Genomic DNA, 26,248 nt, shown 5'->3' with positions numbered 1-26,248 from the left:
CCGGCGTCCTTTTTCATGTTGGCCTATATCTGCTGCTCCTGCTTTTTCGCGTTTTCCACCCTGCTGATCGAACTCTTTGCCAGTCCAATGATGACCATGTCATCCATCGGCGGGTTATGGAGGCCGGCACGGACATTCCTGTAGTACCGCTGCAGCTCGTTATCGGCTGACAGGCTCTTTGCGCCGACGACGCGCATGGCGAGGTCGACGGCTTCGACGGCCTTGTTGACGATGGATGTCTTGACGGCGCCGAGTTCGCTGCCCATTCTGCTTCTTTCTTCTTCATCGCTTTCGTCCCACTGTCTGGCAACGGAATAGAGGAAGTGCTCGGATTCCATCAGCAACATCTCGATTCGGCCGAGCTTCTCCTGGACGTTGGGCAGCTCTGAAATGGTTCCCTTGATGCTGTTGGGGGAGTAGGAGGTCGCGAATTCGAGTGCCGAATCCTGCGCGGCGCGTGCAATGCCGAGATAGCACGCCGGGATGTGCAGGAGCCATCCGGCGGGATCCTTTTTGCCGAGTGTACGGTAGGAGACGAGGTCCTCCTCCTGTACATGTACATCCTCCATGATGAAGTCATGGCTGCCGCTTGCGCGCATGGCGACGGAATTCCATGTCTCATCAATGCGGACACCCTTGAGTGCACTGTCGACGACGAAGTTCCCGACCTCATCACTGTCCTCGATCGCGGCGCTGATAACACCGTACTTCAATATCGGTGACAAGGTAGCGAAAGTCTTCCTGCCGTTCAGGATCCATTCGCCGCCTTCTTTCCGCGCCGTGGTCTCCGGCCTGCCGCCGCGTGTCGGGCTGCCGGTTGCCGGTTCCGTGGCCAGGTTGTTGATGAGTGCACCGTTCTCGATGACATCCTGGACGACTTTCCTGTATTTTGCGTCATTCCAAGACTTCTTTTCCCCGATATCCATGATGATGCCCATATGCCATCCGATGGACAGGGCGGTGGCACCGTCATATTTCGCGATGATCTCCTGGTGCTTCATCAGTTCGTGCAGTGAGATGCCACCTCCACCGTATTCTGAAGGCACCGACAGCTGTGGATAGCCGATTTTCTTCAAAGCTTCGAAGTTCTCGAATGGGAAGGTGACGTTCTCATCGTGCTCCTGTGAAGTCTCTTTGAATTTCCTGGCTGTTTCTTCTATTAAATGGAAGCGTTCATTCATTTCAAGGTCCTGTAATGTTTCCAAAGTGATACTCCTCTCCTAAAGCATATCTGTAACATCATAATTTCTTCATTATTCCACCAAAGATACTCTTTTTCAATAGTCATGTGTAATAATAAACTTTAAATCCCCATTTGACAAGTCGGGAATAATAGTTATAATGAATCGTATCATTTTAATTTTCAGACTACATAATGGAAGAAGGTGTGTCATGTGCTGAACATAGAGAATCTGAATCTGTCTTTTGGGGACCACAAGGTGCTGGATGATATCAGCCTCGAAGTCAAAAAGGGTGAAGTGATTACATTCATCGGACCGAGTGGTACGGGGAAGACGAGTCTGCTCAGATGCATCAACCTGCTGGAGAAGCCGGAGAGCGGCCGGATCACCCTGGGCGGCCTCACATATGATTTCGGTTCGATAACGAAGAAGGAGACGCTCAATCTCCGCCGGAAGACGGCGATGGTCTTCCAGCAGTACAATCTGTTCAAGAACAAGACGGTGCTGGAGAATGTCATGGATGCCCAGATTGTGGTTCAGAAGAAGTCGAAAAAGGCGGCGCATGACAAGAGCATGAAGGAGCTCGCGCGTGTCGGGCTCGACGGGAAGGCGGATGCATATCCGCATCAGCTCTCGGGTGGCCAGCAGCAGCGGGTGAGCATCGCAAGGGCACTCGCTGTGGAGCCGGAAGTGATCCTTTTTGATGAGCCGACTTCGGCACTCGACCCTGAACTGGTCGGTGAGGTACTGAAGGCGATCGGCGAAGTCGCGGATTCGGGCATGACGATCATACTCGTGACCCATGAGATGTCGTTCGCCAAAGACATATCCGACCGTGTCATCTTCATGGATCAGGGCAGGGTGGCTGAAGAAGGGCCGCCGGAACAGATATTCAACCACTCAGAAAGTGCACGGACCCAGCAGTTTTTACGCAAGTTCTATACGACAACCCATTAAAAATCATAAGGAGGCAAACATACGATGAAAAAATTATTGTTATTGGTGTCATTTGCAGCGGTACTATTGGTGCTCGCGGCATGTGGCGGCGAAGAAGAGAGTGCAGAGGGTTCTGAAGAAAGCGGAGAGGTCAGGACAGTGGATGTTGCAGTGTCCTCCTCCTCCCGCCCGTTGAGCTATGTCGGTGATGACGGAGAACTGACAGGCTACGAACCCGAACTGCTGCGTGCCATAGACGAAAAGCTTGAGGGCTATACGTTCAACATGGAAGGTGCCAGCGACAGTGCGGGTGAAATCGGCCTCGATACCGGCCAGTATGACCTGCTCGCCCAGGGACTCATACTTTCTCCGGAAAGGGAGGAGAGCTATCTGGTTCCCGACGAAAGTAATGGTCCAAGCCTGATGAAGATATTTGCGACAGGGGACCAGGAAGGTGAAATCGAAAGTCTCGATGACCTCCCGGGCAAGAACATTGTACCGGTTACACCGACAGGCGGCGTCTTCAACCTGCTGAACAGCTACAATGAGGAGCATCCGGACAACCAGATCGAGTTTGATACGTCGGACGGCGGCATCCCGACATCCGATCGTCTGCAGGAAGTGAACGACGGCGTCTATGATGCGCTCGTCCACCCATCCAACCTGGGCCAGCAGAAGATCATTGAAGAGGCGGGTCTCGACATCCATGTGACGGAACCGGTGGAAATCAATCCGACTTATTTCCTGATCCATGATTCCGAAGAGAATGCTGAACTGCGTGACAAAGTCAGCGAAGCGTTGGCAGAACTGAAGGAAGAAGGCACCGTGTCGGAACTGTCCAATGAATTCTACGGGGAAGACATCCTGCAGTACGAAGAGTAGAAATGGCAATGAATGAAGAGGAGAGGTAGTCATGGATATTAAATATATGCTGGAGATATTTCCACAGTTCCTGTCTGTGATCCCCATAACGATCCTGATTGTCGTACTCTCCGCTGTATTCGGTCTTTTGCTCAGTATTCCGGTTGCTGCGATACGGATCCGGAGGATACCGGTGCTCAGCCAGCTGATGGGGGCATATATATCCTTCACCCGGAGCACACCGATACTGCTGCAGCTCTTCCTGTTCTTCTTCGGCCTGCCGGTGCTGCTGCAGCTGATCGGGTTCGATATAACGAACATCGGAGCAATCACCGCCGCAGTGGTCTGCCTGATCTTCTTCAATGGTGCATATATGTCGGAAGTGTTGCGGCCGGCATACTTGGCGATCGATAAGGGCCAGCATGAAGCGGCGGAGAGCCTCGGCTATACGCCGTTCCAGAAGATGAAGGGGATCGTCATCCCGCAGATGGCACCGATCGCACTGCCGGGCCTCGGCAATGCGATGATTCACCTCATCCATGACAGTTCCCTCGTCTTCGCGATTGGTGTTGTCGACGTCATGGGTCTGGCGACGATCATGAGCGGGGATACATTCGGCATGAAGCAGGTGGAAGTATTCTTGACGGTGGCGCTCATCTACTGGGGCATCTCCATGGTCTCCGAGCAGATCATCAGACTGCTCGAGCGCAGGAAGAAGCGGGTGCTCAGAAAGACGGGCTACGAGCTGAAGGAAGAGGAGGCGGGCTACAGTGTTTGATATCATGACCGTTTTCGAAAGCTTCGTTGAAATCCTAAAAGTCGTTCCGAAGACGCTGCTTTTGGCGCTCATCATCCTTGTCCTTTCATTTACGCTCGGTGCCATGATCACATACATCCAGAGTTTGAACATACCGGTGGTCAGACAGGTCATCGGTGTCCTGCAGTCATTCCTGCGCGGCACACCGAATGTCGTGCTCCTCTACCTGGTCTATTATTCATTGCCGCTCGTGCTCGCGTGGTTTCTCGGGCTGTTCAATGTCACCTTCGACCCGACGAGCCTGAATTCCACGGCCATCGTCATCGTGACATTCAGCATCTGCTACTCCGTGTTCCAGTCCGAAATCATCAGGGGTGCACTGCATTCATTGGATAAGGATCAGATAGAAGCGGCCCAGTCGCTCGGCTACAGTACCACCCAGGTATTGAGGAAGGTCATCATCCCGCAGGTCATGGTGGAGGCGCTGCCCGATACGATGAATGCATTCCTGATCATCATCAAGGCGCTGTCACTCGCCTTCCTCGTGACCGTTGTGGACATCTTCGCCCAGGCAAGGCTCGTCGGTGCACAGAGCTTCAGCTATTTGGAAGCCTTCGTCGCTGCAGCGTTTGTATACTGGGGGATATGTGTACTGCTTACGTATGTCATCGATAAGCTGGAGAACAGGATGAGAAGAGGATATGCGTAATGAACAGGATTATTGGTGTTGCATAAACGGAAGATACAATTAATAATCCCAGGGACCTGAGAAATCAGGTCCTTTTTTTGTTGGAGCATAGAAGGAGATTACTACGCTATAGGTGAAAAGTTATACGATTTTTTAAGGATGAATATAAAGGAATTTGAGTATAATAAAGGCACAGTAATTAGAGTGGATGAGAGGCATCGGCTTCTTGCATTTGAACTGGGAGTTGGAAAGATTGGAAAAGTTGATTACTAGAGAGGAAAGGGAAGTGCTCCAAAACTTTTTGATGGATATCAATGAACTCGAAAAGATAGAGGCACAGACATCGAAGTTCAATGTATTCGAGACACTGGGTATCGTAAACATGGAAATACGGCACAGCAATGTACTGGGTTGGCTGTTTTCGCCCAATGAGCAACATGGCTTCAGTGATGCTTTCATAAAACGCTTCATGCAGGAAATTGTTCAAGGATATGATGGGACGAAGGGAACGCTCGACCCATTGAAGGTACTGCTCTGGGATTACCATGATCTGATTGTCAGGAGGGAATGGCAAAATATCGACCTGCTTGCGATTTCCGAGTCCAACAGATTTGTTCTGGTTATAGAGAACAAGGTATGGAGCAGGGAGTCGAAGCATCAACTGAACAAATACTATGAAATCATCCAGGACAACTTCCCTGGATACCATCAGGTTTTCGTTTATCTCACACCTTTCGGGGATGAAGCAAGCAACCCTGAAATATGGACGAGCATGGATTACAGCGGGGTGATGCAGATGATCGAGTACTGTCTAGAATCCAGGCAAAATATGATGGAGAACAGCGTGAGGCTGTTCATCGAACAATATATGGATACACTCAGGAGGTACGTTGTGGGAGACAGCAATTTGGAAAAACTGTGCCAGGATATATACTTCAAGCACAAGAAGGCGCTTGATCTAATTTTTGAATACAAGCCCGACATGTATTCGGATGTTTCGGCCAAGCTTCAGGACATGATAGAAGCGGATGAAGATCTGGTACTGGACGACAGCAACAAGACGTTGATCCGCTTCACTACGAAACAGCTTGATCAAACAGTTGAAAATGAAGGTGGGGGATGGACCTCAAGCAGGCGGATATTATTGTTTGAATTCCAGAATACAACCAGAGGACTCAGAGTGAAACTGATTATTGGTCCTGGAGAAGAACATATCCGAGAGCGGCTGTACGACATCGTTTCAGATAAACCGGCCGTCTTCAAAGGGAAAAACAAAAAGCTTACCACTGCGTATACAACGGTATATGTAAAGAACATCCTCGATTACAATGAAAGTCATGAAATGGATCACCAGAAACTTCATGAAGCGGTTGAAAGCAGGGTGGACAAGTTCTTTAGGAATGACTTGAAGGAAGTCGAGAAGGCAGTACTGGAAGGGTATGAAATTGAAGTATAGTAAATAACGACGCTCTAAAAAAAGAGCGTCGTTTACTTTTTGGGGGTGTACTACAAAAATCATGACACCTATGGTTTTTGGTATTACTCATCTATATCGCATCTTGAAGTGGGAGATTGTCTCCTAATTGTAGTGTAGAGCGCTGTTATGCCCCACGAGGTCCGGGTAATCTGAAATGATTCCATCAACCCCATAATCCATCAGTTCATTGATCCTTGATTGATCATTTATTGTATATGGAGCAATCTGCATACCGTAGTCATGGATACGGCTGACCAGATCCGCGTCCACCATCTGGTGGTTGGGATTTACATAATCAGCATATGTGGAGAACTGGGCGAGTTGTGCATCTGATATGCCTTCAGCGTCATAGCCCACGAGTACGCCGGTGTCGACATTCGGCAGGAGGGCATTGAAGCGTGCGATTGATCCGTGGTCGAATGATTGGACGATGATCTTTCCGTTATTCGGTTTGTCCATATTCCTTTCTTCAAGTGCACCAGCAATTTTTTCTTCAATACCGGGATGCTGGGATGCATTTTTGATTTCAATAAGGATGCCGATCTTTCCGCGGTATGCATCGAGTACTTCTTCCAATGTAGGAATCTGTTCTCCCACAAATTGAGGTCCAAACCAGTTGCCTGCATCCAGCCGCCTCAATTCTTCAAGGGTGAATGCATCTATTCTCCCTGAACCATCCGTCGTCCTGTCGACCATTGCGTCATGCATTAATACTACTTCCCCGTCTTTGCTCAATTGCACATCTATTTCGATGTAATCGGCTTTCATTTCCAGGGCCTTGTCAAATGCTGCCATGGTGTTTTCGGGGGCATAACCTGAGGCGCCCCTATGTGCGATGTTCAACGTATGTTTTGAGGTATTGGGGGCAATATCGCTTTTTCCAGCGGCCGAAGCTGTATGCTGTTCATTCGATATTCCGAATATGCCCATCAAAAGGACTGCCATCAATAAAGTTTTCATCAAGGTGTCTGCAATGTTTTTCATGAATCTTCTCTCCTTCATTAAAATTGGATCGGCTTCGTTCTGATCGGGGTCTGCAGCAAACTGTAGGCCCATCCTGTTTCGCATAAATTAAAAATCAACCGCTTCAGATTTCTTCGAACCCTCCCCGTAAAGTGACGTACACTGGCAGTCTAATGGAAAAATGTTCAGACATGATTAAGGTCTTGTTAATATGCTGTAAATGCTCTTGGCATCATGAGTGTATCAGGATGTTTTCACCTGACCCTGCATGGCCTTCCAATTGCCCCATCCCTTATTGATTGGACCTAGAAAAGCACCCTTCAAAGCGTATGCTTTGAAGGGTGCAGATTGACGCGCGGTTATTTTATCCCTCTTACTTCCTACTGTCTTCCTCCTTCTTTTCCTTTTCCTTTTCCTTCTCACGTTCTTCCTTCAGTTTCTTATGACGCTGGCGCTGGCGATATCCGTATGTGCTGTCGAGTACGACCTCTTCCTCCTCGAAGGCGGATCCGAGGGCACCAATGATCGTCGAGATGCTTGCTCCGATCCATGAAGTGTAGAAGTAGATGCCTATATCTATGGATGAGGACGTGTAGGACTCGATCTGGGCCGGTGGCATGAGGAGTAGCGTCAAGATCAGGAACATCGTGAACAGGATGACGTAGTACATGATGACGGTCAGGAGCAGTGTGAAGAATGTGGCTGAGTTGTACAACTTTCTGATGTAGTTGGATTGCTCATCACTCCGCTTTTCCCATAGCTGGTGGGCCAGAATGATCCAGGCGGTGAGGGCGAGGATTGAGATGATGGTCATCAGTATTGCACGTGGCACGCTGTAGTTTGTGCTGAGCTGCCATAATGTCTGGAATACAAGGGCATAGGAACCGGTTGTGAAGGCGATGACGATGATTTTCCCAAAGGCGGGAAACATCTTCCAGGGCTCATTGGCGAATACCATCCCCGAAATGATCCGGATCATTCCACCCAGCCGGGATTTGACGGTATACCGGACGTCTACGGCATCCCCCACTTCTTTGGGGGTCTCCCGTATGAGTGGGGAAAAGCGTTCCAGGAGCCGGGTGCCGATGAGGGCTCTCGAATTTTTGTTTCTCAGGGCATCGAACTTCTGCTTTCTTTGGGATTTCAAGTTCGCCTCGGAAGCCTGTCGTCCTTCATCCGAAGTGCCATAGTACATTTCGTTGATCAGCTGCAGGATGGCTTCCTGCACACGCTTCCTCATCATGGTGAAACCGAAGCCCGGCAGGCTGAGGAATGCTGCATTCTTATCTTTGAGCGCTTCTGCGATAACCGGCTTCTTCTCTTTGAAGAGCGGCAGGTCGGTCAGTGCGATGGCATAATCCCAATCTTCTCGTTCCTTCCTTTCCAGGACCGCATCTATCACTTCTGTGGAATCGTTCGTGCCGCCGGTAAGTATATCTTCATAGTAATGGACATCCCATTCATAATCATCGGTGATATAGTAGTCGAGCATTTCGGGCAGAACTTCAACAAGCTCCGCACCAAACCGCTCTGCGATGCCGGGTGCTGTGATCAATGCGATGCTTCTCTTCGTCATCCAGACCACCTCCTGTTGCCAATTTTAGCGCTTCCTTTCTTATAACCGTAATATGGGCAAACTATTCCTATATCACTATTTTTTCATATTTTTAAATGATGTGGGCGCTCCAGTTGTTTGGATGGAGGTGCGTAGGGTAGCTGTAAAGCATCTTGAAAAGTGGAGGGGACCTGATATGATCAAAGCGCTGGTGTTTGATGCATATGGCACGTTGTACGATGTCCATTCGGTGAAGGCGGCATGCGACGCGATTTTTCCGGAGAAGGGGGAGGCGATCAGTGCGGCCTGGCGGAAGAAGCAGCTGGAGTACTTTTTCCAGAGGCAGTTGATGGGGCGCTACCGGCCATTTGATGAAGTGACCCGGGATGCGCTGAGATACGCGTGCAAGGCGGAAGGTGCGAAGCTTACAAAGGAAAATGAGGATGTGCTGATGGAGGCCTACCTGGAGCTTGAGTTGTTCGAAGAAGTGAAAGATGTGCTCGGGAAGCTCTCGGACAGGCAGCGTGTCGTATTCTCGAACGGTTCGGAGAATATGATTGACCCGCTTGTCAGCGGTTCCGGGATTGCTGGGGATATCGACATGGTCATCAGTGCAGATGAAATCAAGCAGTACAAGCCCGCTGCCGCCGCCTACGCCCATGCCCTGGACCAGTTGGGTGTCGAAAGGGAGGAAGTGCTCTTCATGTCGTCGAATTCATGGGACATCATGGGCGCGGCGAGCTTCGGCTTCCATACGGCCTGGATCAACCGGGGACATGCACAGCCGGAAACATTGGATGTCCAGCCCGACCGGGCATATACGGACCTGACCGGTATACTAGAATGGCTATAGATGTAAAGGGCAGGCAGCCGAACCTGCTCTTTTTAATGAATTTTGGGCACCCCGGTGTATTTTACATATAAAACTGGTATGATAATGCTTAAACATTGGAACTATTTTAATGAAGACAAAATAAGAGGAAAGAAGCTATCATATGGAAATTCTATCACTCGCAGCAATACTTGCCGTCGGCATCGTCGTCGGTTTCATCAACATCGTCTCGGCGGGCGGTTCCATGCTCACACTGCCGATGCTCATATTCTTCGGACTGCCATCCAATGTGGCAAATGGGACGAACCGTATCGCCATCCTTTTCCAGAATGGGTTTGCATTGTACCAGTTCCAGAAGAATGGGCATCTGAACTGGAAGTTCGGCCTGCTGCTGGCCATCCCGACGACCATCGCATCGGTATATGGGGCCCGGTTTGCGGTCAATATCGCAGATGATACATTCGATACGCTCCTGGCTGTCTTCATGGTCATTTTCGCAGTGCTGCTCATCATCAAGCCCCAGCGCTACATGAAAGGCAAGTTCAATCCGAAGGTGGCCATCCCGCTGCTCGGGGTCGCCTTCATCCTGATCGGCCTGTACGGCGGGGCACTTCAGGCAGGGGTCGGCTTCTTCATCAGCCTGACGCTGCTCATGCTCATTCCGAACATCCCGATGGGGGAGATGCACGGCATCAAAACGCTTGTCGTCACCATCTATATCTCGGTCTCGACCTTCGTCTTCATCTTCAATGACCTGATCAGCTGGAAGTTCGCCATTGCGCTCTCCATCGGTTCCGCAATCGGCGGATCCATCGGCGGCAGGTATGCGAGCACCCTGCCGGATAAGCTGCTCGAGCGCATCCTGATCATCGCCATCATCTTCTTCGCGGTCATCCTGCTCATCAGATAGGGACACCCTCTCAAAATAAAAGACCGTCGGCTGGAAATCGTTCCAGCCGGCGGTCTTTTGTTTGGAGTGCCATGCTCTAGTGCTGCGTCAAGTATTCATCGAGTTCCCATTGGGTGATCTGGGCGCTGTACATCTGCCACTCGAGCTGTTTGTTGTCGTAGAACTGCTTATAGATATGCTTGCCGAGCGCTTCCTGGATGACCGTATCTTCCCTTAATGCTTTGAGCGCGGTGTAGAGTGTCGTCGGCAGGTCTTCGATGTTTTCGACGTCCCTTTCCTTCTTCGTCATTTCATAGATGTTCTCATCGACCGGCGTATCGAGTTCAGTTTCATTGCGGATGCCTTCGAGTCCAGCCTTCAGGATGGCTGCGGTCGCAAGGTACGGGTTTGCGGATGGATCGAGTGAGCGCACTTCAGCGCGCGTCGCCGCACCGCGTGTGGAAGGGATTCTGAGGAGTGGAGAACGGTTGCGGCCGCTCCAAGCGATATACTTCGGTGCCTCAAATCCGGACTGCAGGCGCTTGTAGGAGTTGACGAGCGGGTTGCAGACGGCGGTGTATCCTCTGGCGTGCATCAGCAGTCCCGCCATGAAGTGGCGCATTTCCTTGCTCAGACCGAATTCGTCATTTTCGTCATAGAAGACGTTCTGTCCATCACGGAAGAGGGAGACGTTATAGTGCATGCCGCTTCCCGGCTGCCCATAGATCGGCTTCGGCATGAATGTTGCGTGCAGGTTGTAGCGCCTCGCAACCGTTTTTGCGACCAGTTTGAATGTCTGCAGGTTGTCGGAGGATGTGACGGCGTCTGCATATTTGAAGCTGATCTCCTGCTGTCCCGGGGCGTTTTCATGGTGGAACATCTCGACCTCGAAGCCCATCTCCTCCAGTGTGCGTGAGATTTCACGACGGCATTCCTCACCATCATCCATCGCAGCGAGGTCGAAGTAGCCGCCCTCATCACTCGGTTCCGTCGTCGGATTGCCGTTCTTATCGAGCTTGAAGAGGAAGAATTCCGGTTCTGCACCAAGGTTCATGCCTTCATAGCCCATTTCCTCCATTTCCTTGACGACCCTTTTCAAGTTCGATCTCGGGTCGCCTTCGAAAGGCTTGCCGTCGATGTCATAGACATCACAGATCAGTCTGGCGATCCGCTTGCCGTTGTGCTCCCATGGGAAGATCACCCAAGTATTGAAGTCGGGTTTCAGGTACATATCGGATTCTTCCAGTCTTACGAAGCCTTCGATGGAGGAGCCATCGAACATGGCTTCGCCGTCAAGTGCCTTATCAAGCTGACTGGCTGGTATTTCCACATTTTTGATTGTGCCCAGTATGTCAGTGAACTGCAATCTGACGAACCGGACATTTTCATTTTCCGCAATCCTTAAAATATCTTCCCTCGAGTACTCGGTCATAAAGTAAACACGCTCCTAATATATTTTGTGCCTTTTGATTTTTGACACTATTCCATACTCTTTAACCTTAACATTGAAAGGCTAAACGTAAAAATAATAACTGTATTGAAATTCAGGAAAGCAGTTGTATGTGATGTATTGGTTTTTGGCCGAAAGAATGGGTATATTGTTATTATTGGAAAATGATATCGGAAAGGCGATGGGTATGAATGAAGATCAATAAAAAGAAGCATGAAGACGGCATCATTGAATACGTGCTGGAGAACAGTAAAGGCATGAAAGTCGAACTGCTGAACATAGGGGCGAGCATCATCGGCATCCATGTGCCGGATAGAAATGGGGACTTCAGCAATGTGGTCCTGCAAAATGACTCCCTTGAGGAGTATCGGGGGAATCTGCACTTCCTCGGCGTGACCATCGCCCCAGTGGCAGGCAGGGTGAAGGAGGCAGAGATTGAAGTGGATGGGGAGGTGTACCGCTTCGACAGCAACGACGGTCCGCATCTGCTCCACAGTGGTGACGTGGGTGTACATACAGAGGTGTGGAAGGATTCGGTCATCAAAGAGGATGGCATCGAAAAAGTGAAATTCACGACATCGGTCGAGGATTATCCCGGCGCCCCCGAAGTGAGCATCCTCTATTCACTCGATGAGGACAATGCCCTGAAGCTCGAGTATGAAGTGGAAAGTACGGGGCCGACAGCCGTGGCACCGACCAATCATGTCTATTTCAACCTGAACAATGATCCGGAACGTACCATCGGAAATCATTTTGCCAGGAGTGGTGCCTCCCGATATCTGAAGATGGATGACACGCTGATCCCGGAATCCATCAAAGCATGTGAAGGCATATTCGATCTTCGACAGGATAGGACGCTGCAGGAAGTGTTCGAAAGCGGTGATGCACAGCTCAGAGTGGCGAATGGCGGCTATGACCACTACTTCCTGTTGGAGGATGAAGACCACTTTGTAGTGTACGAGCCGGAGAGCGGCCGTAAAGTAACAATGACAACGGATTTTCCGGGGCTCGTGTTCTATACGGGCAATAATCTGGATGACGGCCTGCCGCTCGCACACAGGAAGCCGCAGAAGTATATGGGATTCTGTCTGGAGGCGCAGGTGACGCCGGCCGCCCAGCATATGGATCTCGGATTCGATATGGAAGGACAAGGGATGGGCAGGAAAGAGACGGTATTCAGATTCAGTATAGGGAAATAGGAAGAGGGACTGCAAAGCAGTCCCTCTTTTGTTCATCTGATGGTGTTTTCAGTTTGGGCATCAAAGAAGATGGCCTTGTTCATATCGAAAGCAAGCGCTATCTGTGAATCGGGTTTGACATCCGTCCGTGAATCGATACGGGCAATGAATTTCTGGCCGTCATAATTGGAATGCAGGAAAATCTCTGCGCCCATAAGTTCTGCGACTTCAACGTCTGCAGTCAGTGCAGCACCTGGTGCTGATTGTATGAAGAGCGGCTCATCGTGGATGTCTTCCGGCCGTATGCCAAGAATCACTTCTTGCTCCGTGTAGCCTTGTTCCCTCAATACTTTCAGCTTACCCTCTGGAATTTTGAGTTTGCGCGAATCGGTCACGAAATGCTCATCCATCAATTTTCCGCGGAAGAAGTTCATTGCAGGCGAACCGATGAATCCAGCAACGAATATATTGTCGGGGTGGTCATAGACTTCTTTCGGTGTGCCCACCTGCTGGATGTAGCCATCCCTCATGACGACGAGTCTTGTGGCCATGGTCATTGCCTCGGTCTGGTCATGTGTAACATAGATGGTTGTCGTCTGCAGTTTATGATGGAGGTTCTGTATCTCAGCACGCATCTGGACCCGGAGCTTCGCATCGAGGTTCGAGAGCGGCTCATCCATGAGGAAGACTTTCGCATCCCGGACGATTGCACGGCCCAGTGCGACCCTTTGGCGCTGCCCGCCTGAGAGTGCTTTGGGTTTGCGGTCGAGATATTCTTCAAGCCCCAATATTTTGGCGGCATTCCTGACCCGCTGGTCTATATCCTTCTTGTCCTGCTTCCTCAGTTTCAGCCCGAATGCCATATTATCATATACGGTCATGTGTGGATAAAGGGCATAGTTCTGGAAGACCATCGCAATATCCCGGTTTTTGGGTTCCACATCATTGACGACCGCATCATCGATGCGTAGTTCACCCCCACTGATTTCTTCCAAGCCGGCAATCATTCGAAGTGTGGTCGACTTACCGCACCCTGATGGACCGACGAAAACGATGAATTCCTTGTCCTTGATATGCAGGTTGAAATCTTCAACCGCAACGGCCCCGTTGTCATAGACCTTTTTGATGTCGTTCAACATGAGTTCTGCCATATTCTAAATCCCCTTTGCTGTATGGTTGCCTTTTATTCTAGAGGGCAGGGGGTGGGATGTATATGGAAGGAGTGCACAATGATTGCCGTTCATTTTGTGCACTTCTCCATATTGAGGCATCTTATGGCCAGCTGGACCTTTACCGCATCATCGAAATTACGGAGGTCCAGTCCGGTGTTTTCACTGAACTTGTCCATCTTGTACAGCAGTGTATTCCTGTGCATGAACAGCTTTTTTGAAGCTTCGGATATGTTCAGGCTGCATTGGAAGAGGACTGTCATTGCCTCGAGCCAGGCAGGGTCGTCTGCATAATCACCGAGCACTGAGATGATGTTCTGCCTGTCCTCCGGGGAGGTCCTGTCGAGTATGAGGTCCGTCATGCCGTCGGTGAAGGATATGACGGGCTGGCCCAGGGTGTTGAAGAGGAGGCGGGCCTGCTCTGAAGTCCGGTCATGATAAGTCTTTGGGCTCATGGCATCATAGTTGGCAGGCGCCACATAGAGTTTTATGTTCAGGTAGAGGTCGCTCATGATCAAATCGATGATCTCTTCGAATTTGATGGTTTCCTTCGCCTGCTCGATTTCTTCTATGATGATGCCCTCATGGGCATCCTTCCAGATGATTCTCACCTCCCGGTCGACTGCCTCCCTGAGTGCCTGATCGACGGCTTTGGGTTCAACATGTCTGGTGAGGATGTGGAAGTGGATGAAGCGGTAACCGGACTTCCGGTCAAGAGTCTGCCTTCCCTGGAGGGCATCGATCCACTTTTTCTCTTCATCTGTGGGCATTGGGAATTTCTCCCGGTAGGGGGTGAGGAAGGCGGAAAGCACTGAAAAATCATGTTCGGAGAGCTCGGACTTGTCGATGCCGATTATTTCATCATCCTCCATCACAAACCATATGTACCTTTCCCGTTCTGATTCTTCCCATGTGAAGGGGATGAGGGAAGGGAAAGCGGTCTTAAGTCTTGAAAACATGGAATCCTCCTTTCCTAAAGTGCGGTTTGGCTATATTGGTAGCTCTTCAGGAAGTTTTCGATGGAAAAGGCCGCCATGCCCATTGCCGAAGAGTGGGTGGAAAGGCCGGAGAATTCAAGGTGCAGCCCTTCCTTTTGGAACCATAGTGTTCCATCCAGCTTTTCTCTTATTGCAGGTTCAATCCACTCCTGTGCAGAGCTCATGCGGTTTCCGATGATGACCTGTTCGGGATTGAATGTATTGACGATATTCTTGACACCAAGGCCGATGTAGCCGCCGACCGTATTGAAAAGTGCGAGTGCCCGTTCATCGTTCTGCCGGGCGCGGGCGATCAGGTATTCGAGGTCCCTTTGGTCATTCGATTGAGGGGGGATCTCGTAGGCAGCCATCGCTGCATGCAGTCCCTTTTCAGAAGCGTAGAGTTCCCAGCATCCCCGATTCCCGCATGGGCAGAGGTTGCCGTTCAGATCGATGGTCATGTGTCCCATCTCGCCGGAAAAACCGTTGTTGCCGCGATAGAGCTCTCCATTCAGCATCATGCCGATGCCGATACCGATACCGATGCTGATGTAGAGGATATGATTGCTTTTGCTGCCAACACCGTATTTCTTTTCACCATAACATCCTGCATTCGCCTCATTTTCGATAATTACCGGGACCCCATACCGATCTTGCAGCTTGTCTTTTATCTCTACGTTTTCCCAGTTGAGATTGGGTGCGAGCATGACCTGGCCCTTCAAGTCGACTGCTCCCGGAATGCCGACCCCGATCCCCACAATGCTGTAGGGGGTGTCGGGCTGTCTGGCAATGAGGTAATCGATTACTTCCAACGTATGTTGCATGGTTATCTCGTAGGATTCATATTCGTATTTGATATACTTTTCCATCAGAATCTCACCGGTGAGGTCGGTAAGCACACCAAGGATATAGTTGACACCAAGGTCGATTCCTATGGAACAGCCGGCCATCCGGTTGAAGTTCAGCATGACCGGACGTCTGCCGCCACTGGATTTCCCAGGTCCGGACTCGTAGACCATATTCTCTTCAATCAGATCATTGACGAGGGAGGAGACCGTCCCTTTGTTCAAGCTGGTTTTAATTGCCGTTTCTGCTCTGGAGATCGGGTCGTAGCGCATGATCGTATGCAGTACGAGGTCCTTATTCTCCTGTTTGACCACATGTTGGTTCCAAGTCTTTGTTTTCTTCATTGAGTCGACTCCTTCCAATTGATCCTTATCAGGACAGCCCTCATGATAATGTTAAATATACAGTACATCATTCCTAAAAGAAATGACGAAATGGATTTTGGTAAAACTTTGTTCATCCACTAGACAAATTAAGTTAGGGGTGCTATTCTATCAACAAGAAATAAAAAATGATTGAAAAATCAAACAGGGGGTTTTTTTATTGGGTTACTTGAAAGCGCTTACGGCTACAGGGGCTACGGCCATGGTTCTGATGCTTGGAGCTTGTTCCGGTGGAGAGGACGAGTCCGCTTCAGCGGGTGAAGGGAACGAAGGGGAAAAAAAGGTCGAATTCATGCATCTATGGCCGGAAGGCAATTCGGCCCAGCATCATAGGGTGGTCGAGGAGATCATCTCAGATTTTGAAGCAGAGAATGAAGGGGTCTCGGTGGATGTTGAAGTCTTGAGCAACGAGCAGTATAAGGATAAGGTGAAGGTGCTCTCCTCCTCCGATGAATTGCCGGATGTAGGCATGACATGGGCAGCGGGATATCTGGAGCCTTATGTCAGCGGAGAAAAGTTCGCGCCACTGGACGACATGTTGGATGATGGATTGCGCGAGCAGTTTGTAGAAGGGACGACTGAAGGCTATGAAATCGACGGTCAGACGTATGGCCTGCCATTGGAACTGAATACGGCGAACGTCTACTACAACAAAGCCATATTCGATGAATACGGACTGGAGCCGCCTGAGACACTGGAGGAGTTCAATTCGGTGGTGGATACACTGAACGAAAATGGTGTACCGCCTGTCGCTCTTGGAAATGGAGACAGTTGGACAGGCTCGATGTGGTATATGTATCTGGCTGACAGGCTCGGGGGCTCCCAACTGCTGACGGAAGCCATTGAATCCGGCGATTTCAACAAGCCTGAACTTATACAGGCTGCAGAAGAAGTACAGAACCTCGTGGATAATGATACCTTTATGCAAGGGGCGAATGGTCTGTCCGACCAGGAAGCCAAGAGTTCATTCATGAATGAGCAGGCGGCGATGTATCTGATTGCTACATGGGATCTGCCAAACTACACGACGAATGAAGACGTTCCACAGGAGTTCCGCGACTCGGTCGGCTACTTCAAATTCCCAACCGTTGACGGTGAGGGAGATATGGACAGCTATGTCGGCGGTCCGGGCGTTGGCATGTTCGTTGCTGAAAACTCGGATGTAAAGGAAGAGGCGAAGGCATTTACCAAATTCTTCGTAGAAGAATGGGGCGAGCGTGCAGTGACAGATGTAGGTATAATTCCGGCAACCAAAATCGATCCCGAATCGCTGGACCTGCCTCAGATGTATGTAGATGTGCTGAACGATTTGAATTCGGCTTCTAACATCACTCTTTATGCAGATGTACAGATGAGTGCAGACGCAGCAGATGTGCACCTGAATCAGATACAGGCATTGTTCGGCGGAGAAGTGACACCTGAAGAATTCACTGAAGCACATACGGAAGTGCTCGAGGGCGAATAGTTGTACACGCATCATGATTCTGGGAGGGTGGCAATCTTACCGTTGCCTCCTCCCTCAAATGTAGGTGAATGTGATGAATAAGGTAATGTCTAATAAATGGATGATACTCCTCTACATGTCACCGGCGCTTCTGCTGGTGGGGGTGCTGATCTTCATTCCACTTATCCTGTCAGGCTATTATGGATTGATGGAGTGGGACGGTATAGGGGAAATGAAATTCATCGGATTGGAAAACTATATCAGGGGCTTGCAAGACGGCATGTTCTGGACAAGTGTATGGCATTCGACACTTCTGGCTCTATTCTCTACACTGAGCCTCATACTCTATCTGGCTGTATCCCTTGTGTTGGCTTCCAAAATAAAAGGAGCCGGTCTCCTGAGAAAAATCTATCTTATCCCAATGTTGCTGTCGTCTGTTGCGATTGCGCAGTTGTGGATCAAAGTCTACAATCCTTCCAATGGTATCCTCAATTGGATCCTGATGCGGGTGGGGGTTGAAAATCCACCTTCATGGCTGGCTGACCCGAATATCGTACTCTATGCCATATTTCTGCCGATAGTGTGGCAGTATGCAGGGTTCTACATACTCATATACTATGCTGCACTGAAGAATATTCCCGAGACGGTGATTGAGGCGGCCCGTATAGATGGGGCATCGCCGCTGCAGATTGCACTTAAGATCAAACTGCCCCTGATTCGGGAGGTCATTCTTGTCACGGTAGTGCTGGCGGTCGTCGGTTCGTTGAAATACTTCGACCTGATTTATGTAATGACCAATGGGGGGCCGAACGGTGCCAGTGAGGTTATGGCATCCTATATGTATAAGCTTGCCTTCTCGGTAAACGACTTTGGATATGGTAGTGCCATCGGATTCCTGATGCTCATAATCACATTGATAGCGACTCTGTTTATCCGTAAAGCCACTTCAAGTGACGAGAAACTTCAATATTAAAGGGGATGTGTATGTTGAATCGTTTGGGCTATATACTGCTCTATTCCTTCCTTGGAATCGTGGCAGTGATACAACTTTTTCCGCTGTTTTGGCTGTTCCTCTTTTCCCTCAAGGACAACAGGGAGATCTTTTCCGGGTCCCCCTTTGCCCTGCCGAGTGAATTCAAATGGGAGAACTACCTGAAGGTATGGGAGGGCGGCATCGGTCTCTACTTCTGGAACAGCATATGGATTACAGCGACTGCTGTAGTCCTCACTGTAGTGATAGCCAGCATGGCTACATTCGCACTGACCCGCATGAAGTGGAAACTCAGCGGCCTGGTGCTTGGGCTGATCATGGTCGGCCTGATGATTCCCGTCCATTCGGCCATCATTCCGCTGTTCAGCATGTTCCTTCAGGTCAATCTGATCGACAATCCATTGTCAATCATCATCACCTATACGGCCTATAACCTGCCGATCACCATCATGATCCTGCTCGGCTTCTACTACACACTCCCGAGAGAGATAGAGGAAGCGGCAGTCATTGACGGCTGTAATATCCATGGGGTGTTTTTCAGGATCATACTACCCATGACGATGCCGATCATGTCCACGACGATCATCATCAACATGATCTACAACTGGAATGAGTTCGTATTCGTCAACACCTTCATCAGCTCCGACAAGTACAAGACGTTGACAGTCGGGATACAGAACTTCATAGGCCAGTATATGACGGATTGGGGGGCTATCGGGGCCACCCTCATCATCAGTATCTTGCCTATCCTCATCGCCTTCATCTTTTTCAGCAATAAAGTGGTGGAGGGACTCGCTTCCAGTGCGGTCAAAGGATGAAAAAAGACACCTATGCGGTGTCTTGGCTGTTCGGTGCCTTTGAATTGAGCTTATTGAAAGCCATGAGGGCGAACCAGGTGGTCGTTAATGAATAGGCAGTCATGCCAAAGATGAAGGCGAGCGGCGGGAGGAAGTAGAAGATTGCGCCAAGTGCTGCAAGTGATACAGCCATCAGTGCTGTATGCACGGGACTGATCAGCATGAAGAGGAATGCGTTTCTCATGACTTTCAGGATGCTGCCTTCAAAATGGACGAAAGCGGGGAACAGATAGAACAGGAACAGGGTGTAGAGTAATATGACAGCAAAAAGCAGGATGTGTATCAGCGTCAAATCGCCGGGTGCAGTAACATCGATGAAGATTAGGTTCACTGCAATCAGGGCCACTCCGAAGATAACGCACAGGCCGAGCAGGTTGCTTTTGAAAAAGTGCGCCTTGTAATGGCCGATGAAAGTTTTTGAAATGGACACGTCGGTGTCTCCCCTCAACCATCTCCGAACCACATGGAATACGGAGAATGTAGCAGGGAAGAGACCGAATGCCACCAGACCGATCAGAGTGAAGACTACCCAGAGGAGCTGCACATACGCAAGGCGCATAATCCACTCAAGAATTCTGTATATGAATGAGTTATACATTAAGACCACCCCGTTTGGATTAGTTTAGTATATTCATGTTTTAGTACATTATGATCACTTAGTTTGTCTTTCGGACGAACTAATTATTAATAAGTATATTTAAAATTAGGAGGAAATACAATGGCATACTTTAACAACATAGAAAAGATCAATTACGAGGGACCGAATTCAAACAAGGACATGGCGTTCAAGTTCTACAATCCGGATGAGAAAATCAATGGCCAACGTATGGAGGATATCCTGAAGTTCGGGGTCGCCTATTGGCATACGTTCACTGAGGATCTTTCGGACCCATTCGGTGCCGGTACAGCGCAGAGGCCTTGGGACAAATTTAGTGGAATGGATCTGGCTAAGGCACGGGTCGAAGCGGCTTTCGAATTCTACGACAAGCTTGGTGTTCCGTACTTCTGCTTCCATGATGTAGATATTGCACCTGAGGGAGATTCCCTGAAAGAAACCTATAAAAATCTTGATGAGATCGTTGCAATGATCAAAGATTACCAGAAGACAAGCGATGTAAAGCTGCTCTGGAATACTGCCAACAACTTCTCCCACCCGAGATTTGTACATGGTGCTGCTTCTTCCAACAGTGCGGATGTATTTGCCTATGCAGCTGCGAAAGTGAAGAAGGGACTGGAAATCGGCAAGGAGCTTGGGGGAGAAAGCTACGTTTTCTGGGGCGGCCGTGAAGGATATGAGACGCTGCTGAATACGGACATGAAGCTTGAAATGGATAACTTGGGCAGGTTCTTCCATATGGCGAAGGACTATGCAAGGGAAATCGGATTCGACGCTCAGTTCCTGATCGAGCCGAAGCCGAAGGAGCCGACTTCCCATCAGTATGACTTTGATGTGGCAAGCGGATACGCCTTCCTCCAGAACTATGGTCTTGAGAAGGACTTCAAATTCAATATAGAGGCAAACCATGCGACATTGGCGGGTCATACATTCGAGCATGAACTGCATTATGCAAGAATCCACGATATGCTTGGTTCCGTCGACGCCAACCAAGGACATCCGCTGCTCGGATGGGATACCGACGAATTCCCGACAGACATCTACTCGACGACTCTGGCAATGTACGAAATCCTCAAAAATGGAGGCCTCGGAAAAGGCGGGCTCAACTTCGATGCCAAAGTGAGAAGGGGCTCCTTCAAAGCTGACGACCTCTTCCATGCCCATATCGCAGGAATGGACAGCTTCGCAGTGGGGCTTAAACTCGCCCAAAAATTGCTTGACGATGGTGTGATTGAAGACCTCATCAGCGCACGCTACGATTCCTTCACCCATGGCATCGGCAAAGAGATTGTGGAAGGCACTACGGACTTCAAGAAGCTCGAAGCACACGCACTCGGACTCGGTGACATCAACCTCGAATCCGGCAGCCTGGAGAAGATCAAAGCGAAAATCAATCAGTATATGCTGACGATGTACAAATAGAAGAAAGAAGGTATTCAAGATGGCTCACGTACTGGGTGTGGACCTTGGCACAAGCTCAATCAAGGTGATCATGGTTGATGAAGCGGGGGCGGTCGTAAAAGAGGCCGTCCAACCGCTCAATATATTTCATGAAAAACCAGGATACAGTGAACAGGACCCTGAAGAGTGGGTTGAGAAGACGCTGCTGGCGCTCAAGGAAATAGGCGACATAGGCACTGAAGAGATCGAAGCATTGAGTCTCTCCGGTCAGATGCATGGGCTGGTGCTTGTAGGAGAGTCCGGAATGGCATTAAGGAATGCGATTTTGTGGAATGATACTCGGACAACGAAGGAATGTGGAGAAATTCTTCAGACTGTCGGAAGCGACAGATTGATTGGCGTCACAAAAAATACCGCTCTGGAAGGCTTTACGCTTCCAAAACTGTTATGGGTGAAGAAGCACGAACCTGAGATATTGGAGAAGGCGCATCGTTTCCTATTGCCGAAAGACTACTTGAGATATAGGCTTACAGGTGAACTGAACATGGAATATTCGGATGCTGCTGGTACACTGCTGCTGGACGTGCAGCACAGGGAGTGGAGTCGGGAACTCTGCGAGGCGCTTGGCCTCGACTTCTCCCTCTGCCCACCCCTCGTGGAATCGACAGCCCAGACGGGCAATCTGAATTCAGAAACAGTGGAAGCAACAGGGTTATCAGAAAAAGTGAAAGTGTTCGCGGGTGGAGCAGATAATGCTTGCGGTGCCATCGGGGCAGGTATTTTAGCCGAAGGTGATGCACTCTGCAGCATCGGCACCTCCGGTGTCATCCTGTCCTATGAATCGACTGGAGATAAAGACTTCGGCGGTGCCATCCATTATTTCAACCATGCGGCGCCGGAAGCCTTCTATACGATGGGAGTAACACTTGCTGCAGGGGACAGCCTTTCCTGGTTCAGAAACACCTTCGCCCCAGACACGGGCTTTGAAGAGTTGCTTTCAGGCATCAAGGAAGTCCCGGCTGGTGCCAATGGTCTGCTGTTCACACCATATATATCCGGGGAGCGGACGCCTCACATCGACAGCAGTATCCGGGGCGGATTCAACGGTATCGACACATCGCATACACGTCATCATTTCACCCGTGCTGTGATAGAGGGCATCACATTCTCGTTGAAGGAATCTCTTGAAATCATCAGAAATCATGGAAAGCCGATCGACCGCATCATCTCCATAGGTGGAGGTGCCAAGAATGAGGATTGGCTGCAGATACAGGCGGATGTCTTCAACGCGGAAATTGTGAAGTTGAAGGCCGAGCAGGGGCCGGCTATGGGGGCGGCAGTGATTGCTGCAGTTGGTTCTGGTTGGTTCGATTCATTGAAGGCGTGTGCAGAGACCTTCACGGAGGCGGCGGAAAGCTTCAAGCCGTCAAAAGCAGAAGTGGAGCAGTACGAGAATGTATACCAGTTATATAAACAGGTCTATCCTGCAACACGGAAGTTAAATCATGACCTGATGGTGTACAAATAATATCGACGGGAGTGTATGATCATGAAAATAGAAAATCCGATACTTAAAGGGTTCAATCCAGATCCGAGTATATTGAGGGTGGGCGATGACTACTATATAGCTGTCTCCACATTTGAATGGTTCCCGGGAGTCCAGATCCATCACTCGAGAGATTTGGTGAACTGGGAGCTGGTTTCCCATCCGCTTAACCGGATATCCCAGCTTGACATGAAGGGCAATCCAAACTCCGGTGGCGTGTGGGCCCCGTGCCTCTCCTACAGTGATGGTCAATTTTGGCTCATCTATACAGATGTAAAGGTGGTCAATGGCCAATGGAAGGATTGCCACAACTATTTGGTGACTGCAGATGCTGTAGATGGAGAATGGAGTGAACCCGTCTTCCTGAACAGTTCAGGGTTTGACCCCTCGCTGTTCCATGATGAAGATGGGAAGAAGTATCTGGTGAATATGGTATGGGACCACCGGGTCGGCCATCATCCCTTCCGGGGGATCGTCCTCCAGGAATATTCCCCGGAAGCCAAGGAACTCGTAGGAAAGCCGGAGGTTATTTTCGAGGGGACGGAAATAAAACTGACTGAGGCGCCGCATATTTATAAAATAGACGGCTACTACTATCTTCTTACTGCCGAAGGCGGGACGAGATATGAACATGCGGCCACCCTGGCACGTGCAAAAAACTTGCGGGGGCCTTATGAGCTCCATCCTGACAATCCACTGCTCACCTCTTGGCATGATCCCTCCAACCCACTGCAGAAGGCGGGGCATGCCTCCATCGTCGAGACGCAGAATGGCGAGTGGTACATAGCGCATCTCACGGGGCGTCCGTTGAGGGTGGAGTCGGAATCCATCTACCATGACCGGGGATACTGTCCGCTCGGCAGAGAAACTGCACTTCAGCGCCTGGAGTGGCGGGACGGGTGGCCATATGTGGTCGGAAACAAGGCTGGCAGCCTGGAAGTCGAGGCGCCTGGCCTGCCTCCACATCCTGTGTCCACTACGTACAAGGAAGTGGAAACTTTTGAAGGGGATGGACTGAACATCAATTTCCAGACCCTCAGAATACCATTCACCGACACAATCGGTTCTCTTAAGGAAAGTCCCGGCCACCTCAGGCTGTACGGCCGGGAATCATTGACTTCCCTCTTCACCCAGTCATTTGTTGCAAGAAGATGGCAGAGCCTGAACTTTGAGGCTGAAACGGCGCTCAAGTATACTCCTGAAACTTTCCAGCAGGCAGCTGGTCTGGTCAACTATTATAATACGGAAAACTGGGCGGCCCTTCAGGTCTCTTTCAATGAAGAAAAGGGAAGGGTGCTGGAATTGACGTCCTGCGACAACTTCAGCTTCTCAGCCCATCTGGAAGATGCTGTCGAAGTTCCCGGAAGTGTAGAATATATTTACTTGAAAGTAAAAGTTGATGGACATCACTATAACTATTCTTATTCATTTGATGGAGAATCGTGGATGGACATAGGGGTGACTTTTGAAAGTCGTAAATTGTCTGATGACTATGTTGAAGGCGGTGGATTCTTTACAGGCGCCTTTGTAGGGATGCAGTGCCAGGATACAAGCGGCAGAGGAAAGCATGCCGACTTCAAATATTTCAGGTACAAAGAAGATTAAGCATGAAAGAAACTGGAGATGGTCATGCCTCTCCAGTTTTTAGGTATAAGCTCAAGATAAGGGGTTTTCATATTATGGCGCAACACTATAATAGAGGTTTCATCGTTGCAATAACTCTGATTGCAACGCTCGGGGGGTTATTGTTCGGTTATGATACAGCAGTCATTTCCGGGGCCGAACAATCACTCCAGAAGTACATAACTGCGGATTACAATTCGTTCATCCATGGGGTGACGGTCTCCAGTGCCCTCATCGGTTGTGTAATCGGCGGCCTGTTGTCCGGTCGGATTGCTGCAACTTTTGGTCGTAAGAGATCACTGCAGCTGGCAGCACTGTTGCTGATGGTTTCTGCATTTCTTTCCGCGTATCCTGAACTTATTTTCTTTGAAGTCGGAGAGTCGGGTCTCGCCCTCCTCATCATGTTCAACATCTATCGTATTATAGGAGGGATTGGAGTCGGACTTGCCTCAGCCGTTTCTCCGATGTTCATAAGTGAGATGGCACCTTCAGGCATCAGGGGACGACTGGTTTCATGGAATCAGTTCGCCATCATATTCGGGATGCTCGTCGTTTACTTCGTCAACTATGCCATTACATTCGGACAGTCGGACATATGGATCGACGATATGGGTTGGAGATACATGTTCGCATCAGAATCGGTGCCGGCATTGGTCTTCTTCCTCCTGCTGTTCATGGTACCGGAGACGCCGCGTCATCTGACATTGAATGATGAAGAAGACAAGGCTTTGACGGTGCTGAACAGAATCTACCGCTCACCATCCCATGCCAAAAAGATTCTGGCGAACATCAAATCAACGAAAGATGGACAGAGTGAGCAGAAGACGCCGCTATTCACTTTCGGCAAGAAGGTCATCATCATCGGCATCATGATCTCCTTCTTCCAGCAGTTCATCGGAATAAACGTGGCACTGTACTATGCACCACGTATATTCGCAGATCTCGGTGCAGGTGCAAACGCATCGATGGTACAGACAGTGGTGATGGGACTTGTGAATGTCATCTTCACACTCGTTGCTATAATGTATGTAGATAAGTTTGGCCGTAAGCCGCTGCTCATCATAGGATCAACGGGCATGGCAGTGGGCATGCTGGGTGTAAGTACGCTTGCAGGTTTCGGCATCATCGGCATTTCAACCCTTGTATTCATCGTCATCTACACAGCTTCATTCATGATGAGCTGGGGCCCGATTGCCTGGGTGCTCCTTTCCGAGATATTCCCGAACAGGGTAAGAAGCAGTGCGATGGCCATTGCGGTAGCGGTACAATGGTTGGCGAACTTCACAATCACTTCCTTCTATCCTTTCATGATGGAGATAAGCGGGGCCATGACATACGGTTTCTACGCCCTGATGTGTGTCCTTTCCGGACTCTTCGTATGGAAGTTCGTTCCTGAGACGAAAGGGAAGACACTGGAAGAGCTTGAAGATCTATGGGTGAAGAGGTGATCATAAAAACTTTCTCCGATACAATCTCTACAAAGTGGTAGATATATTAAAGGCTTGGACTACGGTCCGAGCTTTTTTATTATCAGGAAGCAGTAGTATTTATTTTTATATATAAAACGACTTTACTGCCAGCAGAAGTGAAATGTTTTCTTCCCATTACGAGAGTGTTCACTATAAACA

Annotated in this window: 23 protein-coding genes; 15 read left to right on the top strand and 8 right to left on the bottom strand. The window is 49.7% G+C overall.

Annotation, left to right across the window (positions count from 1 at the left end; all coding sequences use genetic code 11):
* Nucleotides 1–23: 23 nt before the first annotated feature.
* Nucleotides 24–1,205 carry an acyl-CoA dehydrogenase family protein gene (locus tag BO53_RS0103870; RefSeq protein ID WP_245608187.1) on the bottom strand — a complete coding sequence of 394 codons (1,182 nt, stop codon included), beginning with the start codon at nt 1,203–1,205 and terminating at the stop codon, nt 24–26.
* A 189-nt stretch (nt 1,206–1,394) separates the two neighbouring features.
* Here BO53_RS0103870 and BO53_RS0103865 point away from each other — a divergent pair, with 189 nt between their 5' ends.
* The 5 genes from BO53_RS0103865 (at nt 1,395) to BO53_RS0103845 (ending at nt 5,879) form a co-directional block, all read left to right on the top strand.
* Nucleotides 1,395–2,138 (top strand): amino acid ABC transporter ATP-binding protein, encoded by a 744-nt coding sequence (locus tag BO53_RS0103865; RefSeq protein ID WP_031545638.1) that lies wholly within the window; start codon nt 1,395–1,397, stop codon nt 2,136–2,138.
* A 24-nt stretch (nt 2,139–2,162) separates the two neighbouring features.
* Complete coding sequence (locus BO53_RS0103860) at nt 2,163–2,999, top strand: transporter substrate-binding domain-containing protein (RefSeq protein WP_031545634.1); 837 nt, start codon at nt 2,163–2,165, stop codon at nt 2,997–2,999.
* Between the two features lie 31 nt (nt 3,000–3,030).
* A complete protein-coding gene (locus BO53_RS0103855) occupies nt 3,031–3,756 on the top strand; it encodes an amino acid ABC transporter permease (protein ID WP_031545630.1) in 726 nt (241 codons plus the stop codon).
* Nucleotides 3,749–4,444, top strand: coding sequence for an amino acid ABC transporter permease (locus BO53_RS0103850; protein ID WP_051683002.1), 696 nt, complete (start codon nt 3,749–3,751; stop codon nt 4,442–4,444). Before BO53_RS0103855 ends, BO53_RS0103850 begins: the two co-directional genes overlap by 8 nt.
* 232 nt (nt 4,445–4,676) lie before the next feature.
* A complete protein-coding gene (locus BO53_RS0103845) occupies nt 4,677–5,879 on the top strand; it encodes a PDDEXK-like family protein (protein WP_245608186.1) in 1,203 nt (400 codons plus the stop codon).
* A gap of 123 nt (nt 5,880–6,002) precedes the next feature.
* Here the strand turns inward: BO53_RS0103845 and BO53_RS0103840 are convergent, their stop codons facing one another.
* Together BO53_RS0103840 and BO53_RS0103835 are read right to left on the bottom strand one after the other, a co-directional pair.
* Nucleotides 6,003–6,860 (bottom strand): glycerophosphodiester phosphodiesterase, encoded by an 858-nt coding sequence (locus tag BO53_RS0103840; RefSeq protein WP_037341772.1) that lies wholly within the window; start codon nt 6,858–6,860, stop codon nt 6,003–6,005.
* A gap of 376 nt (nt 6,861–7,236) precedes the next feature.
* Nucleotides 7,237–8,439: a transporter permease gene (locus tag BO53_RS0103835; RefSeq protein WP_031545622.1), complete on the bottom strand. Its 1,203-nt coding sequence runs from the start codon at nt 8,437–8,439 to the stop codon at nt 7,237–7,239.
* A 175-nt stretch (nt 8,440–8,614) separates the two neighbouring features.
* On the opposite strand from BO53_RS0103835, the gene BO53_RS0103830 reads away from it, so the two are divergent.
* Both BO53_RS0103830 and BO53_RS0103825 read left to right on the top strand, forming a co-directional pair.
* Nucleotides 8,615–9,271 carry a haloacid dehalogenase type II gene (locus BO53_RS0103830; protein ID WP_031545619.1) on the top strand — a complete coding sequence of 219 codons (657 nt, stop codon included), beginning with the start codon at nt 8,615–8,617 and terminating at the stop codon, nt 9,269–9,271.
* 142 nt (nt 9,272–9,413) lie between these two features.
* Nucleotides 9,414–10,160 (top strand): sulfite exporter TauE/SafE family protein, encoded by a 747-nt coding sequence (locus BO53_RS0103825; protein WP_031545617.1) that lies wholly within the window; start codon nt 9,414–9,416, stop codon nt 10,158–10,160.
* A 76-nt stretch (nt 10,161–10,236) separates the two neighbouring features.
* Here the strand turns inward: BO53_RS0103825 and glnA are convergent, their stop codons facing one another.
* Nucleotides 10,237–11,571: a type I glutamate--ammonia ligase gene (glnA, locus tag BO53_RS0103820; RefSeq protein WP_031545615.1), complete on the bottom strand. Its 1,335-nt coding sequence runs from the start codon at nt 11,569–11,571 to the stop codon at nt 10,237–10,239.
* Nucleotides 11,572–11,780: 209 nt separating this feature from the next.
* Here glnA and BO53_RS0103815 point away from each other — a divergent pair, with 209 nt between their 5' ends.
* Entirely contained in the window at nt 11,781–12,788 is a 1,008-nt protein-coding gene (locus BO53_RS0103815) for an aldose epimerase family protein (protein ID WP_031545613.1), read from the top strand.
* Between the two features lie 32 nt (nt 12,789–12,820).
* On the opposite strand, the gene BO53_RS0103810 is transcribed toward BO53_RS0103815, so the two are convergent.
* From BO53_RS0103810 to BO53_RS0103800, 3 genes are all read right to left on the bottom strand, one after another.
* Nucleotides 12,821–13,918: an ABC transporter ATP-binding protein gene (locus tag BO53_RS0103810; protein ID WP_031545611.1), complete on the bottom strand. Its 1,098-nt coding sequence runs from the start codon at nt 13,916–13,918 to the stop codon at nt 12,821–12,823.
* A gap of 89 nt (nt 13,919–14,007) precedes the next feature.
* A complete protein-coding gene (locus tag BO53_RS0103805) occupies nt 14,008–14,895 on the bottom strand; it encodes a PucR family transcriptional regulator (protein ID WP_031545609.1) in 888 nt (295 codons plus the stop codon).
* Between the two features lie 14 nt (nt 14,896–14,909).
* On the bottom strand, nt 14,910–16,103 hold the full coding sequence (locus BO53_RS0103800; RefSeq protein ID WP_031545607.1) for an ROK family protein: 1,194 nt from the start codon (nt 16,101–16,103) through the stop codon (nt 14,910–14,912).
* Nucleotides 16,104–16,344: 241 nt separating this feature from the next.
* On the opposite strand from BO53_RS0103800, the gene BO53_RS0103795 reads away from it, so the two are divergent.
* The 3 genes from BO53_RS0103795 to BO53_RS0103785 all read left to right on the top strand — a co-directional run bounded on the left by BO53_RS0103795 (nt 16,345) and on the right by BO53_RS0103785 (nt 19,395).
* Nucleotides 16,345–17,607, top strand: a complete 1,263-nt coding sequence (locus BO53_RS0103795) for an ABC transporter substrate-binding protein (protein WP_051683000.1) — start codon at nt 16,345–16,347, stop codon at nt 17,605–17,607.
* 73 nt (nt 17,608–17,680) lie between these two features.
* Nucleotides 17,681–18,559, top strand: a complete 879-nt coding sequence (locus BO53_RS0103790; RefSeq protein ID WP_031545602.1) for a carbohydrate ABC transporter permease — start codon at nt 17,681–17,683, stop codon at nt 18,557–18,559.
* Nucleotides 18,560–18,573: 14 nt separating this feature from the next.
* Nucleotides 18,574–19,395, top strand: coding sequence for a carbohydrate ABC transporter permease (locus BO53_RS0103785; RefSeq protein WP_031545599.1), 822 nt, complete (start codon nt 18,574–18,576; stop codon nt 19,393–19,395).
* A 10-nt stretch (nt 19,396–19,405) separates the two neighbouring features.
* Here BO53_RS0103785 and BO53_RS0103780 read toward each other — a convergent pair whose 3' ends face one another.
* Entirely contained in the window at nt 19,406–20,032 is a 627-nt protein-coding gene (locus BO53_RS0103780; RefSeq protein WP_031545596.1) for a YesL family protein, read from the bottom strand.
* A gap of 120 nt (nt 20,033–20,152) precedes the next feature.
* On the opposite strand from BO53_RS0103780, the gene xylA reads away from it, so the two are divergent.
* The 4 genes from xylA (at nt 20,153) to xylE (ending at nt 26,068) form a co-directional block, all read left to right on the top strand.
* Nucleotides 20,153–21,472, top strand: coding sequence for a xylose isomerase (xylA, locus tag BO53_RS0103775; protein ID WP_031545592.1), 1,320 nt, complete (start codon nt 20,153–20,155; stop codon nt 21,470–21,472).
* 19 nt (nt 21,473–21,491) lie between these two features.
* Nucleotides 21,492–22,979: a xylulokinase gene (xylB, locus tag BO53_RS0103770; RefSeq protein WP_031545590.1), complete on the top strand. Its 1,488-nt coding sequence runs from the start codon at nt 21,492–21,494 to the stop codon at nt 22,977–22,979.
* Nucleotides 22,980–23,000: 21 nt separating this feature from the next.
* Nucleotides 23,001–24,602, top strand: coding sequence for a glycoside hydrolase family 43 protein (locus BO53_RS0103765; protein WP_031545588.1), 1,602 nt, complete (start codon nt 23,001–23,003; stop codon nt 24,600–24,602).
* Nucleotides 24,603–24,676: 74 nt separating this feature from the next.
* Nucleotides 24,677–26,068 (top strand): D-xylose transporter XylE, encoded by a 1,392-nt coding sequence (gene xylE / locus BO53_RS0103760; RefSeq protein ID WP_031545586.1) that lies wholly within the window; start codon nt 24,677–24,679, stop codon nt 26,066–26,068.
* Nucleotides 26,069–26,248: the final 180 nt, after the last annotated feature.

The sequence above is a fragment of the Salinicoccus luteus DSM 17002 genome, from assembly GCF_000712035.1.
GTDB classification, from domain to species: Bacteria; Bacillota; Bacilli; order Staphylococcales; family Salinicoccaceae; genus Salinicoccus; species Salinicoccus luteus.
The sequence above is the reverse complement of the archived record's forward strand: the minus strand, read 5'-3'. Positions and strand labels throughout refer to the sequence as shown.